We start from the raw sequence: 11,610 nt of genomic DNA, 5'->3' as shown, positions 1-11,610 counted from the left end.
GGCGAGATCGAGGCGCAACTCGACCGCCTGCCCGGCGTGGCCAAGTGCGCCGTGCTGGCGCGCGAGGACCGGCCCGGCGAGAAGCGGCTGGTGGCCTACATCGCCGCCGCGCCGGACCAGCCGGCGCCGGCCGCGCAGCAGCTGCGCCAGGCGCTGTCGCAGCTGCTGCCGGACTACATGGTGCCGGCCGCCTACGTGGTGCTGGACGCCTTGCCGCTGACGCCGAACGGCAAGCTCGATCGCAAGGCGCTGCCGGCGCCCGAGGCCGACGCCTACGCGCAGCGCAGCTACCAGCCGCCGCAAGGGCCGGTCGAGCAGGCGTTGGCGCGGATCTGGATCGAGCTGCTGCAGTTGGAGCGGGTGGGCCGGCGCGACAACTTCTTCGAACTGGGCGGCCATTCGCTGCTGGTGGTGCGCATGATCGAGGCGATGCGCGCGGTCGGCCTGGAACTCGACGTGCAAACCATCTTCCGCGCGCCGACCATCGAAGCCATCGCCGCCGAGGCGCGCCAGCAGGAGCAGGGCAATGCCCTGCTGGCGCGCCACCTGGTGCCGATTTCGGCCGGCGACAAGGCCAGCCGGCCGCTGTTCTTCATTCACGAACCGACCGGCCAAGTGCTGTCCTACGCCAAGGTGTCGCGCCACTTGGCGATGCCGGTGTATGGCGTGCAGGCGGTGCGCGACGACGTCGGCCAGGCGCTCAGCGTGGAGGCGCTGGCGCGGCGCTATGTGGACGTGGTGCGCGCGGTGCAGGCGAAGGGGCCATACCGCCTGTGCGGCTGGTCGGGCGGCGGCATCTTCGCCTACGAGCTGGCACGCCAGTTGCTGGCCGGCGGCGAGGCCGTGGAGTTCCTCGGCATGATAGACAGCACCCATCCGCTGCACGTCGCGCCGATACCGCCGTTCACCGAGGAGCAGCGCCAATGGCAGTTCCTCAAGCTGCACACCCACTATCTGGACCACGATCTGGACGAGCAGGCGGTGGGCGTGCTGGACCGCCTCGGCAGCCTCGACGCGGCCGTCGCCCACTGCCGCCAGGCCGGCTGGCTGCCGCCCGGCTTCAGCGTCGAGGAGCTGGCCTGGCGCACCGCGATGTTCACCCAGTTCGGCGCGGCCTGTGTGGCCTATCGCCCGCCGCCGCTGCCGATAGCGCTGCACCTGTTCACGGCGGAGGTGGCGCCCGGCAAGGACCCGAGCATGGGTTGGGCCGAGGTGGCCGGCGCCTCGCTGCGGCTGGCGCTGATCGGCGGCGACCACTTCACCATCGTGGAGGAACCGCTGGCCGGCAAGCTTGGCGCGGCCATCGGCGCGGCCATTGATGCGGCCATTGATGCGGCCATTGAGGCGGCGCCGGCCAACGCGCCGCGCCGCGCCCGGTCCGCGCTGGGCCCCGGCCGGCCGGCCGGCCGGGGCGGCGCCGGCCGGAGCTCAGGCGGATCGACATCGAGGACGTGAGGAAGCTGCCTGGCCGGCAGCCGGCGCTTGCCGGCCCGGCCCCACATCATCAGGACGACGCGGGCCGGCCGGGCCGTGCCCGCGTCACACCAAGAGGAGTGTATTGATCATGACAACAACACCAATGTCGCGCGGCCTGGTCCATCTGGTCCGCATCGCCCAACCCGCCAGACTTCCGCTGGCGGGCGCCACCGCCTTCGCCATCGCCGCCGTGGCGGCCGTGCTCAGCTTTCCCATTTTCGTGCGGCGCTTCGTCGACGAAATCGCCACCGGCACGGTGCAGCCGGCCAGCGTCATGCTGCTGGCCGGCGTGCTGGTCGGCTCCAGCGTCGCCTTCACCGGCGCCGCCTATTTGTTGGCGCGGGTCGGCCACCGGGTGGTGGCGGCCCTGCGCACCCGCCTGATCGACAAGATGCTCAGGTTGAAGGTCGAGTCCTTCGACCGCGAAAGCACCGGCGCGCGGGTCAGCCGCGTGCTCAGCGACTGCGACGCCATCGCCGAGCTGGTGACGCGCCACGCCATCAACCTGCTGACCGGCGTGCTGCTGCTGGCCGGCGCGGTGACGGTGATGCTGGTGCTCGACGTGCGCTTGACGCTGGCCATGCTGGCCTGCGTGGCCGCCGCCTTCGGCGTGGTGGTGCCGGTGTCGTTCGTGCTGGACCGCCTGTCGCGCCGCATCCAGGACCGCACCGCCGCGTTGGGCGGCATTCTGACCCACGTGTTCGCCGAGATCCGCCTGGTCAAGGCCTACACCGCCGAGGCGCGCGAGCGGGCCCGTTGCCAGCAGGAGGTCGAGCAGATCCGCGACCTCGGCATGAAGGTGGCCCGCACCAGCGCCGCGCTGGAACCGCTGATGAGCTTCGCCAGCAGCGCCGCCATCGTCGTGATCCTGGTGTATGGCACGCTGCGGGTCAGCCACGGCGAGATCAGCATCGGCACACTGACCGCCTTCATCCTGTACATCTTCAGCATCGCCAACCCGCTGATCCAGCTGACCCAGTTCACCGCCGGCTTGCAGAAGGCCAGGGGCGCGTCGGTGCGCATCGGCGAGATCCTGCGGGAGCCGGACGAGGCGGCGGCGCTGCCGGACGCGCCGGCGCAGCGCCACAACGGCGCGCTGGAGTTCCGCCAGGTGTCGTTCGCCTATCCGGAGCACGAGGCGACGGTGTTGCGCGGCATCGACCTGGTGTTCAGGCCCGGCACCACGACGGCGCTGGTGGGCGCCAGCGGCAACGGCAAGACCACCATCCTGTCGCTGATCGAGCGCTTCTACGAGCCGACCCATGGCGAGATCCTGCACAACGGCGCGCCGGTGTCGGCGGTGCCGCTGGCCGAGTGGCGCCGGAGGATAGGCTATGTGGCGCAGGGCGCGCCCATCATGCCGGGCAGCGTGCGCGACAACATCGTCTACGGCTTGGCCGGCGAGTTTTCCGACCAGGCGGTGCGCCACGCCGCCGAGCAGGCCGGCGCCTGGTCCTTCATCGAGCGCATGCCGCTGGGGCTGGACACCCTGCTGATCGAGCAGGGCAACAACCTGTCCGGCGGCCAGCGGCAGCGCATCGCCATCGCCCGCATGTTCCTGCGCGATCCCGACATCCTGATCCTCGACGAGGCCACCTCCAACCTCGACAGCGAGACCGAGCACCAGGTGAGGGTGGCGCTGGAGGCGCTGATGCGCGGGCGTACCAACGTGATCGTGGCGCACCGGCTGTCGACGGTGATGCATGCCGACCGCATCTACTTCTTGGAGAACGGCCGCATATCCGGGGCCGGCAACCATAGCGAGTTGATCGCCTCGCATCCCTACTATGCGCGGCTGGTGGCGCGCCAGTTCCGCGAGCCGGCCCAGGCCGACGCTGCGCTGAGCGGGCCGGCCGACTAGGCCCGGCAAGAGGGGGAGGATGGCGACCAGGAAGGTCAGCCGACGCTTTCCAGCAGGCCGCGCTGCCACAGCCAGGCGGCGATGTGCTGGGCCTTGTGGCCGGGCATGCTGGCGGCCAGCATATGCAGCAGCTGGGCCAGCGGCAGCGGCTGGGCCAGCCTGGCCAAGTGGGGGAACAGCGCCTCGTTTTCCAGGAAGGCCAGCGGCCGCTCCAGGTGGGGATGGTCGAGCGCCTGGTGCAGACACACCCGGTCGTCGACCACGCAGGGCAGCTCGACGATCGCGGCGTCGCCGTGCAGGCGTAGCGGCAGTGCCGGGTTCAGGGAGGCTAGCGGCCTGAGTTCCGGCGGCTGGTAGCCGGCCAGGCGGGCGCGCTCGGCGGACAGGTTGGCCAGCAGCTCCGGCCATTTCGATTCCGCCGCGTCGCCGTCCGCTTCGCGGTCCGCCTCGGCCTCGCCGCGCACCCCGGCCACGCAACGCGCACGGGCTTGCCAGAAGGGCTGCTCGGCGCACCAGGCCTGGCCGTAATACGCTTCGGTCCAGTGCGCGTGGCGCGCGCAGGCTTCTACCAGCCGGCCTTCGAAGAACCGCCGGGCCAGCGCGCCGCTGTCGGGGCGGGCGTCGCCCAGCACGGTATGCAGGGCCACCGCCGCCTGCAGCGAGAAGCGCATGGCCTTTTCCACGCCGGACGAGGAAACCGGATCGAGCGCGAAGGCGGCGTCGCCCAGCTTCAGGCGGCCGTCCTGCCAACAGTCGGGCGCCAGGTAGGGCGTGGCCGAGCACATTTGTACAGCGCCCAGCATGGGCAAGTCGGCCGCCGCGCGCAGCAGATGGCTGGCCGCGCAAGCGGCGCGCAGGCGGGCCTCGGGCGTGGCCGGCATGGCTTGCCGGGCTGCGTGCGGATCGCAGACCAGCATCAGCCGGTAACGCCCGCCGGGCAGACAGCCGGCCCACAGCCAGCCATGTTCCAGCGCCTCGACCTGGGTGGCGCCGCCCAACTGCGGCAGGGCCGACTGGTCGACCTCGCCCCACAAGGCCGCCAGCCGGGGCGCGCAGGCGATGCGTGGCGCCGCGCCTCGGCCGCTGGCGTCGAGGATGAAACGGGCGCGCACCTGGCGCGTGCGCGCCTCGCCGCACAGCAGGCCGATGCGCCAGTCGCCGGCCGCGCCGGCCAGGTGCAGCAGGCGGGCCGGCTGTTCCACCTCGACGCCACGGCGCCGCGCCAGCGCCAGCAGGGCCGCGTCGAAGCGGCCCCGGTCGACGATGGCCGAGCCGGCCTCCTGCAGCAGCTCGGGCGTGCGGCCGCGCCACAGCACCCGGCTGCCAGCGTGGGCGACGTGGGGCACCGCTGCCAGCGCGTCGTTGGCGTCGAGCAGCTCGATGATGTTGCGCACGCCGGGCGTGAGCGCCTCGCCCACCTGCGCGCGCGGCCAGACGGCGCTGCGCTCGACCAGCAGCACGTGGTAGCCCAGCTGTTGCAGACGCAGCGCCGCGCTGGTGCCGGCCGGGCCGGCGCCGAGCACCAGCGCGTCGAACGGGGCGTCGCCGTCGCGCATCGGGCTCAGTCCGGCGCGGCGGCCGGCGCGGCGAACCAGTCGGGCGCCAGCTGGCTCAGGCGCTGGTGCGCGCCTATCGTGTAGTGCAGCCAGCCGCGAATGTAGTCGCAGGCACTGCGGCCGCGCGCCAGCACCTCGTGGTGGCAGCCGCCGCCGCACAGGTAGCGCGCCCAGCAGTCCGAGCAGGGCTGCTGCTGGTGCACATGGCGTTCGCTCAACCAGATCGCCTGGCGGGCGCGGTCGACGCCGCCGTCCAGCGAGCCCATGGCGCCCTGTTCGTCGCCGACAAAGCGGTGGCAGGCCGACAGTTCGCCGTCGGCCGACACGCCGAAGTAGCCGGCGCCGGCGCCGCAGGGGTAGGGCCGGTGCGTGCCGCGCTGCAGTTCGCGCAGCGCGTTCTGCATGTTCATGAAGGGGTAGCGGCGGCCCTGCAGCACGTTTTGCTCGAAGGCCAGGCCGCAGGCGATCATCGCCTCCAGCATCTCGGCCATGTCGGCCGCGCCCATCTCGGCGCGGCCGTTGGCGGCGCGCAGCAGCGGCGAGAAGCCGACGCTGTGGAAGCCCATGCCGATGAACAGGTCGAGCGTGGCGGGCAGGTTGAGGTTGAACGGCGTGACGGTGACGCGCGCCGACACCTGCATGCGGCGCTGCGTCGCCAGCAGCGGCGCGATGCGTTCAAGGATGCTGTCGAAGGAGCCCTTGCCGCCCTTGAAGGGGCGCAGCCGGTTGTGCTGTTCGGCCGCGCCGTCCAGGCTGACCGTGACGGCGAAGCCGTGCCGCTCGAAGAAGTCGGCGTCGTCCGGCCGCAGCAGGGTGCCGTTGGTGGTGATGGAGAAGCGGCAGTCGACTTGGCGCAGCGCCGCCTGTCGGCTGGCGTAGTCGGTCACGCTGCGCAGCACCGCGCGGTTCGACAGCGGTTCGCCACCCATGAAGGCCAGGTTGACCTTGGCGCCGGGCGCCGCCTGCGACAGCAGCAGGTCGACCGCCTTGACGGCCTGCTGCTCCTCCATGCTCTTGGCCTTGCCGCCGAACTCGCCCTGCTGCGCATAGCAATAGGTGCAGCCGAGGTTGCACTTCTGCGCGATCGCCAGCGACAGCGCGTGCAGCGGCGGCGCGGCCAGCGGAGTGTCGTCGATCAGCGCCTCGGCCTGCAGGCCGCAACTGTCGACCAGCCCTTGCAGCAGGGCCGGGTCGGCGCTGCCCAGCGCATCGCGGAACTGCTCGGTCAACTCGGGCGGCAGGTGGTACAGGCGCGTGCCGTTGACCATCAACAGCTGCGCGCCCTGGGCGTCGTCGACCAGATGGGCGTGGCGCTGGCGCGGCCGCGAGGCCGCCACGATGCGGCTGCTCAGCGCCCGCGCCAGGTCGGCGCCGGCCAGGGCGTCAGGATTCATCGGCATCCTTGCCACGGATGATGAACTGCAGGTCCTCCTGCCAGGACTTGAACAGGTCGTCGTAGGAGTACAGCCGGGTGTCGGTGCGGTTGTCCGGGATGTAGGTGCCGGTGCGCTTCTTGGCGAACCACATGTCGCCGTGCGACAGGCCGTTGACGCCCGGTTCGACGTTGACATAGTCGGGGCGCGAGGCGGCCCAGTAGTAGCAGGCGCACTCGCGGTAGTCGTTCTGCCACGGCGCGCACAGGCCCTGGGTCAGCTCGCCCGGCTGCAGCAGCGCCGGGTTGAAGGCCGCCGTGTCGGGCTCGAAGAAGGTGCGCAGGCGCAGTTCGACGGTGATGAAGGGCGTATCCGAGCCGGCCTGCACCTCGGTGCTGGCGTCGGTCTGGGCGGTGAACTCGCAGCTGACCATCTGGCCTTGCAGGTGCAGGATGCGGGCGATCGAGTTCGACCACTCCATGAACGACACCGCGTTCGGGTTGGCCACCGAGGCCAGCGTGCCCGAGCTACCGTCCGGGAACACCGGCCCGGTGGTGTTGACCATGGTGCCGACCTCCAGGCCGGCGAAGCGCAGCAGGCGGCGCGTGACCAGGTGCTGGAACTCGGGCTCGGCGTCGATCACGTAGTTGTTGTTCTCGACCAGGACGATGCCTTCGAAGGCGCGCCGCCACAGGTTGCGGAAGTCGAATTCCAGGCCGGGGAAGCAGTTGGAAATCGCGCTGCGCGGCAGTATCGAGGCGGGGTTGCCGGCGCCACGGTGGTGGATTTGCGCGGTCAGGTTGTTGGCGCTCAGGCTGGGCTGTTTGGCGGCCATCACAGGTCTCCTGCTGGGGTGTTGGGTTGGCTGAACATGGCGTTGCGGGCGGCCTTGGCCACCATGTCGATATGGCGCCGGGTCAGCGTCAGGCTGCGGCCGTCGGCGCCGCGCATCAGCGCAGGCATCTTGCGCAGCGCGATCGCCGACAGGTCGCCGATTTCCTCGGGCAGGCGCAGGGTCTGGGCGAACCACGGCGCGCCGCCGGCCGACAGGGCGCTGAACACCCGTTCGTGCAGGGCGCGCAGCGCCAGGTTGTCGACCAGCGAGGCGGCGGCGATCGGCTCGTAGTAGCGCTCGAAGTCGCTGCTGTTCTGCCGCACCATGGTGCTGGCCACGTTGAGGCGGCCGTTGACCGGGTTGCCGTTCATGATCGCCGTGTTCATCAAGCGCACCGTCTCCAGCGCGCGCAGCACCAGTTCGGTGGCCTGCTCCAGCGACACCTCCTCCTCCGGCACGGTGGGGCCGTGCAGCAGTTGCTCCATCTCGTCGGAGACCACGCGGATCGGCAGCGTGTCCGGCGCATAGGCCGGCGGGCCGGCGCCGATGGTCGCCTGCGCCACCAGCGTGGTGCTGTCGGCCAGCGTCAGCACCACCCGCACCAGGCCGTCGCATTCGTCGTCCAGGTAGCCCCAGCTGACCTGCTGGTCCTGCGCGTTGGCGTAGCCGGCGTAGATGCCGGCCGGGTTGGTCAGCGTCGGGCCGGTGCCCTCGGTGTAATTGAGCCAGTCGCCGCGCTCGGCGTCGTACAGCACCAGATCCTCGCTGTCGATGATCGGGTCGGGCACCAGCAGCGGCACGCCGTCGGCCTGCGGTTCCAGGCGCTGCATGCGGCTGCCGTAGACCAGGCCGGCGGCCGGCGTGTAGCGCAGGCGGATTTCCGGGAAGTCGTCGGTGGGGGCGATGAACTGCACGTGGCCGAGCGGCAGCGTCTTGCCCTGCTTGAAGTTCTCGCACCAGCCGTTCAGCGCGTGGCGGGCGTGGTCCTGCAGGCCGAACAGGTTGGCGTGGATCTGGTCGTTGCGGTTGTTGGTGCGGCGGTAGATCTTGATGTTGCCCAGCTCGACGTCCCAGTGCAGGTTGGCCAACGCCAGGCCGTGCTCGGCCAGCAGGGCGGCGGTCAGCGGCTGCAGCTGCTCGGGCTCCTCGCTGGTGCGCGCATACACTTCGAGGAAGGGCGCGACCGGGCGCACCAGCTTGTTCTCGTCCTTGAAGCGGATGTTGTCGGGCACGTAGGCGCGCACGATGCGGCCGCTCAGCTGGTCGACTTCGAAGCTTTCGCGCGGCACGATGCGGCGGTAGTTCATCGGGCTGTCCGGATCGGTCTCCAGGTCGAAGGCTTCGAGCGGCTCGGCCGCGCCGCCCAGGCGGGCCACGGCCAGCGGGGGCAGGATTCTCAGTTCCAGTATTGGCATCATGGTCTCCTAGAGCAGGGCGGTGTCGATGCTGCCCGACAGGATGCGCAGGGTCAGCTCGCGCATGTTGCGGTCGGCTTCGCGCAGCGACGCCAGGTAGGCGTGGCGGGACTCGGGCACGAGCAGTTGCAGCGCTTCGACCACGTTGGCCGAGGCTGTCAACAGGTCGAGGTGGCCGCGCCACTTGTTGGCCTCGCCGAACGGGCTGTTGAGCGTGTACGGCATCTGGAACGGCGGCCCGGCGAAGCCGGCGTTCGGATCGTCGGCCGAGACGGGCGACTGCATCAGGATCTCGGAGACGGCGCGCAGGTTGTACATCTCGCCGAAGGTGGCGTTGACGATGGCGCCGCGCGGGGTGATCGCCCCGGCCGCGTTCAGACCGCCGTACAGCGTGAAGCTGTGGATCAGGTAGGTCAGCAGCATGCGGTAGCGGATGTTGTGCAGCGTGGCCCACAGCGCCGATTCGGGGTGGGTGATGCGGGTGGCGGTGCCGCCTTCGTCGCTGCCCTCGCTTTCCGGATCGAGCGAGACGTAGGGGTTGATGGCGACTTGGCGGGCCGGCGCCCAGGCGATGCGCGCGGCGGGGCCGGCGGCGAGCAGGGTGGCCTTGCTCTCCGGTTGCAGCGCCTGCCATTGCGGCGCGGCGAAATCCAGCGGGCGGGCGGCGTTCCAGTGCTCGGTCGTCAGGGTCTTGTACTCGAGCAGCTCGCGCATCTCGACATAGATGCGCAGGAAACGCACAAAGTGCGAGGCGGTGGTGCCGCTGGTGGCCTCGCCCTGCTGGGCGATGGCGTGCAGGGCGGCGACCATGTCGTCGCGGCAGGTCTGCGGCACCACCAGCACGTCCGGCGTCTGCGTCGGCTGGCCGCTGGGGCGGCCGCGATGGCCGCCCTGGTAGCCGCGGCCCCACTCGGCGAAGTCGGCCTGGGCCGGCAGGGTGGTGGCGTCGAAGGCGGCGTCGGGCAGGTAGTCGGGATCGGCCACCAGCGGAATCAGGGTGTTGAACAGCGCCGCCACCTGGTTCGGGTCGTCGGTCTGGGCGTGCACGCGCAGGCGGATCTCGTCGCCCAGCGCGCCGCCGTCCCAGTCGACCGGCGATTCGGCGTACACATACTTGGCCAGCGAGTCGAGCGTGAGCGGTTCGAGCGTGAACGGGAAGGGGTAGAAGGGCGAGTCCCAGGGCTCGTCCTCGCGTTCCATGTGCAGCGGCGAGCCGATCAGGCGCAGCGAGTTTTGCACCGAGATCAGGTGGCCCATCTCCTCCTTGGCGATGCCCAGTATGACCTCCTGCCAGGTGCGCACGCTGTCGCGGAAGGCCTCCGGCACCTGCGGGCCGCCCAGCGAGTAGGCGGCGTATAGGTACTGCACCATCAGGCAGTGTTCGATTTCGGCGTCGATCGACAGCAGGTAGGTGATGTAGTCGCGCGGCGAAAACTCCAGGTTCAGCGCCGGCGTCTTGGCGGCCTTGGCGCCGGCCGCCGGCGCGACGGTGCCGCGCAATAGCTGCGGCGTGGTCGACGGCAGGCCCTGTTCGGTGCCGGTGCGGGGTAGGGGGGCGGAGGGGGCGCCGAGGTGGCGGCGTATCTGTGCAGCTCGCATTTCTTGTCCTTCTCATGTCGGGCATCCGTTGGGGATGCGTTGCAAAAGGCGTCGGGACGAGCGAAGCGCGCTTCGGCTTGGGGCGACGGCGTCAAATCACAATAGCGGGATCGATGCAAACGAAAAGAGATGGTGCGCCGCGTCGCGGGCCGGTCTGAAAAGCTGGCGTCAGGCTGGCTTGGGGAGGTGGCATGCCGGCGCCGCGAGGGGCGGGCTGGCAGTGCTGCGAGTATCGCAATGACTTATAAAATCGTCAACTGTAAAAATTGTCATGGTGGCGAAAATACCACCGCGACGCTTGCATCATGCGCCGCCGGGGCGGGAGATCTGGCGCGGCCATTGGGTTCGGCGGCGGTTGGGGAAGTGTCAAGTGGTTGGAGAGTGTAGGCGAATCGGCCACGTGGCGCAGACGCTGGCGCCCTTGGTCGGGCGGCCACAGCACGCGGTCGCCAGCCTGATAGCTGTGCTCACCAAGGTACGCCGCCACGTAACGGCTGTGACCCGTATTCAAAAGTGCTCCACCCTGCAGTCTAAAATGGTCCGACATGCATTCAGCGGCTTTCTCGACCGTAAGTGCACGCTTCCCGTTGGATGCGTCGGAAAATCAATCATAAGGTGCGTATCCTGGCTGCTGCGGGTCGGTGCCCGCACGCAGGCGAGATCGGCGCGCTGCTGCGCAAGACGGGCGTCTATTCGTTCAAGTTGACGACATGGCATCGGCAGCGTACGAAGAGGGAACCCTAGCCCCTGACGCCTAATAAATGGTCGCAAGACTGTTCCGGCACTGGAAAAAAAGGTGCTGTGAACGGCTTGAGCACAAACACGGGAAGCGCGCCGGTCATTGTACTGGCCATTCACAAGCGCAAAGGCAATCGCTTGCCTTCAGACAGCGGAACCATGAAATCCGAAACTAGTGCACCGCCTGATTTTTCTAGGGTGCGCTCGCCAAAGCGAATAAAATCGGCAGCGTCGCTGGTGCGAATGGTCAACTCAAAAAGTTCGTCGAGTTGCGTGCAATAGCCGGGGGCAACGGTCATTAACGCTGCGCGGCAGTGCTTGCGGACATGACCGCCAATACCATGCTCGCGCATTTCGTTGCCTGCCAGTATTTTATACAGTTCAATAGCCAAGGACTGCATATCCCATCGATGCTGTGCAAGCCGCAAGTCACGGAGCAGATTCGTTAGCAAAATCCTGAACGTCCGCGGGTCCTCGACTGGCGGCGGGCTGCGGCGAATGCGCTCGGCCGACTTCCGTAGGTAGGCCGAGATGGCATTTTCATGCGGCAGCGTTATGCTCGAACAGACGATATCCAGCACCGCCGTTTGCCACGAATGCCGGGCGGCATGCAGGTTGTAGTGTAGGCTTTCTGCATCATAGATGAACACGTCGAAGATCTTGCCGCCTTCGATAAACGATTCCCTGTAGGGTGCGCGCTGCTCAGCAAACACTACAAATAAGTCGACCTGATTATGTTCTTACGTCAGCCTTTCCC

At 69.2% G+C, this 11,610-nt stretch carries 8 protein-coding genes; 2 read left to right on the top strand and 6 right to left on the bottom strand.

The genetic code is table 11. The features are described 5' to 3' along the window. Together BM252_RS29465 and BM252_RS29460 are read left to right on the top strand one after the other, a co-directional pair. The coding region (locus BM252_RS29465) for a thioesterase domain-containing protein (protein WP_245774507.1) at window positions 1-1,455 on the top strand (1,455 nt) is incomplete at its 5' end. A gap of 109 nt (window positions 1,456-1,564) precedes the next feature. Then, entirely contained in the window at window positions 1,565-3,337 is a 1,773-nt protein-coding gene (locus BM252_RS29460; protein ID WP_174900726.1) for an ABC transporter ATP-binding protein, read from the top strand. 35 nt (window positions 3,338-3,372) lie between these two features. On the opposite strand, the gene qhpG is transcribed toward BM252_RS29460, so the two are convergent. The 6 genes from qhpG to BM252_RS29430 all read right to left on the bottom strand — a co-directional run bounded on the left by qhpG (window position 3,373) and on the right by BM252_RS29430 (window position 11,566). After that, a complete protein-coding gene (gene qhpG / locus BM252_RS29455; RefSeq protein WP_093391324.1) occupies window positions 3,373-4,893 on the bottom strand; it encodes a flavin-dependent monooxygenase QhpG in 1,521 nt (506 codons plus the stop codon). Window positions 4,894-4,898: 5 nt separating this feature from the next. Further along, on the bottom strand, window positions 4,899-6,287 hold the full coding sequence (locus tag BM252_RS29450) for a radical SAM/SPASM domain-containing protein (RefSeq protein WP_093391322.1): 1,389 nt from the start codon (window positions 6,285-6,287) through the stop codon (window positions 4,899-4,901). Beyond that, window positions 6,277-7,101 carry a LodA/GoxA family CTQ-dependent oxidase gene (locus BM252_RS29445; protein ID WP_093391321.1) on the bottom strand — a complete coding sequence of 275 codons (825 nt, stop codon included), beginning with the start codon at window positions 7,099-7,101 and terminating at the stop codon, window positions 6,277-6,279. Before BM252_RS29445 ends, BM252_RS29450 begins: the two co-directional genes overlap by 11 nt. Next, a complete protein-coding gene (locus tag BM252_RS29440) occupies window positions 7,101-8,519 on the bottom strand; it encodes a hypothetical protein (protein ID WP_245774506.1) in 1,419 nt (472 codons plus the stop codon). Before BM252_RS29440 ends, BM252_RS29445 begins: the two co-directional genes overlap by 1 nt. Before the next feature lie 6 nt (window positions 8,520-8,525). After that, window positions 8,526-10,115, bottom strand: coding sequence for a ferritin-like domain-containing protein (locus tag BM252_RS29435; protein ID WP_093391319.1), 1,590 nt, complete (start codon window positions 10,113-10,115; stop codon window positions 8,526-8,528). Between the two features lie 854 nt (window positions 10,116-10,969). Continuing rightward, the gene (locus BM252_RS29430) at window positions 10,970-11,566 is read right to left on the bottom strand and encodes a hypothetical protein (RefSeq protein ID WP_093391318.1); all 597 of its coding nucleotides are present in this window, start codon (window positions 11,564-11,566) and stop codon (window positions 10,970-10,972) included. Between the last annotated feature and the right edge of the window lie 44 nt (window positions 11,567-11,610).

Source organism: Rugamonas rubra (assembly GCF_900114705.1).
Taxonomy (GTDB): Bacteria; Pseudomonadota; Gammaproteobacteria; order Burkholderiales; family Burkholderiaceae_D; genus Rugamonas; species Rugamonas rubra.
Note: the sequence above shows the minus strand (reverse complement) of the source record. Positions and strands in the feature narration are given on the sequence as shown.

What these genes read in the sequence shown, in the direction of transcription:
- BM252_RS29445 (WP_093391321.1), bottom strand. Translation starts at nt 7,101, where the DNA reads ATGGCCGCCAAACAGCCCAGCCTGAGCGCCAACAACCTGACCGCGCAA.
- BM252_RS29450 (WP_093391322.1), bottom strand. Translation starts at nt 6,287, where the DNA reads ATGAATCCTGACGCCCTGGCCGGCGCCGACCTGGCGCGGGCGCTGAGC.
- BM252_RS29440 (WP_245774506.1), bottom strand. Translation starts at nt 8,519, where the DNA reads ATGATGCCAATACTGGAACTGAGAATCCTGCCCCCGCTGGCCGTGGCC.
- BM252_RS29435 (WP_093391319.1), bottom strand. Translation starts at nt 10,115, where the DNA reads ATGCGAGCTGCACAGATACGCCGCCACCTCGGCGCCCCCTCCGCCCCC.
- qhpG (WP_093391324.1), bottom strand. Translation starts at nt 4,893, where the DNA reads ATGCGCGACGGCGACGCCCCGTTCGACGCGCTGGTGCTCGGCGCCGGC.
- BM252_RS29460 (WP_174900726.1), top strand. Translation starts at nt 1,565, where the DNA reads ATGACAACAACACCAATGTCGCGCGGCCTGGTCCATCTGGTCCGCATC.